Origin of the sequence: Caulobacter sp. AP07 (assembly GCF_000281955.1) — a bacterium.
In the GTDB taxonomy this organism is placed as follows: Bacteria; Pseudomonadota; Alphaproteobacteria; order Caulobacterales; family Caulobacteraceae; genus Caulobacter.
On record NZ_AKKF01000316.1, the window covers coordinates 1 to 1915 of the forward strand.

1 protein-coding gene is annotated in these 1915 nt (G+C 71.3%); it reads right to left on the reverse strand.

Going from position 1 to position 1915, the window contains the following annotated elements; genetic code table 11:
• Positions 1-155 precede the first annotated feature (155 nt).
• Positions 156-1769: an MFS transporter gene (locus PMI01_RS25770; RefSeq protein ID WP_007676747.1), complete on the reverse strand. Its 1614-nt coding sequence runs from the start codon at positions 1767-1769 to the stop codon at positions 156-158.
• Positions 1770-1915: the final 146 nt, after the last annotated feature.

Here is a 1915-nt window from a genome sequence, read left to right on the forward strand (position 1 = left end):
CGGCAGCCGCCACGCGTAGAGCACCAGCAGCACCCCGCCGAGCCCGGCCACGACTACCGGGATCGCCGCGCGCGACCACAGGCGCTTGGAGGGCGCTGGGGGCGGCGGCGGAGGGGGCGCCGCCGGAGCTTGGGGCGCGGCTTGGGGGTCGGACATCAGGCGGCCTCCGCGGGCGCCGGCGTCCGGGCCTCGCGCCGCTGGCGCAGCTCGGCGCGGACGCGCAGCAACAACAGGTAGAAGAACACCATCAGGGCCAGCACGGCCACCGTGGCGAACACGTCGTCATAGGCCAGCACCGTGGCCTCGCGCGTCGCCTGCTGGGCCAGCAGGGCCGCGCCCTCCCCGGTCCGCAGGGCGGGATCGGTCAGCACCCCGGCATAGCCGCTCGACAGCTGCTTCAGCCGCAGGGCGACCTGCGGGTCGGTCAGGGCCAGGTGGTCGGTGATGGCGGCCGAATGGACCCGCTCGCGGACCGTCATCAGCGTGCCCAGGAAGGCCGAGCCGCCCAGCGCCCCCAGGGTCTGGCCGGTCGAGAACAGCACGATGAAGCTGACGATGTATTCCTGGCCCATCTTCATGGCGCGCGGGAAGCCGGCCAGCAGGGCGGCGGGCAGGAACAGCGCCCCGGCGAAGGCCATCATCCCCTGGCTGAGATACATCTGCTCGGGCCGGGTCAGGCTGGTCGACCGGCTGTCCAGCCAGGCGGCGAAGGCCACCATCAAGAGGGCGATCAGGGCCGGGGTGCTGACGTGCAGCGGGTTGATGGTCAGGGCGACGATGATCATCCCGGCCAGGGTGGCGGCCAGCATCACCCACGACAGTCCGGCCATCTGGTCGTTGTTCATGCCCAGCACCTGCAGCAGGCCAAACGCCCCGACGCCCTGCTCCGACAGCACGATGCGGAACAGCAGGATGATCACCAGCAGGCGCAGCAGGTCGGCGCTGGTCAGCCAGCGCAGGTGGATCAGCGGCTTGTCGCGGTGCAGCTCGACCAGGGCCGTCCCAACCAGCAGCACGAGGGCCGCGACCAGGCACCAGCCCAGCCACGGCGAGTCGAACCACCAGACGTAGCGCCCCTGGCCCAGCACCACGCACAGCAGGGCGATGCCGGGCGCGAACAGGGCGAAGGTCAGGAAGTCGCGCCACTGGAACATCGGCATGCGCGGCACGGGCGTCAGGCGCAGCAGGTTGACCGCCGCGATGCAGATGACGCTCAGCCCGATCTCGGCCAGGTACAGCCCATGCCATTGGCCGGTGTCGAGCAGGTTCGAGGACACCAGCCGCGACAGCGGCAGGGCCAGCTGCGCCCAGCCGATGCCCAGGGCCAGGCCCATCACCCGCCGCTCGGGCGGCACGGCCTCGACCATGTAGAGCAGGGTCAGGGTCGACAGGGCCGTCGCCGCCACCCCCGCCGCCGCCCGCACGGCGATCGCCGAGCGCAGGTCGTTGCTGAGCAGGTGGGCCAGGCCGACGACGATGAACAGGCCAAGGCCGATGTCGGCGAACAGCCTCAGCCCGTACTGGAAGCGGAACTTGACGGCCAGCAGGGCGATGGTGGCGTTGGTGGCGGTGTAGGCGATCGACAGCCACGCCGACTCGCTGGTGTAGGCCCCCAGCGAGCCCTGGATCCAGGGCAGGTTGTTGTTGACCAGATTGGCCCCCAGCCCCTGGGTCAGCCCCAGCAGCAGCGACACCGCGCCGTACGACAGCCCGTGCGCCCAGGTCCAGGGCGGCGGCGTGGGCGGCGATGGGGCTGCGGCGTCGGTCACCTAGGGTGAAGCTCCACTGTTGGCGGTTGGTTCCCGCGCTTCGTCCGCCACATGCGCTTTCCCTCCCCTTTATGGGGAGGGGGGACCAGCGAAGCTGGTGGGTGGGGCTTCACCGCCCCAATAACGCCCTGCACCGGCCCCCCCCC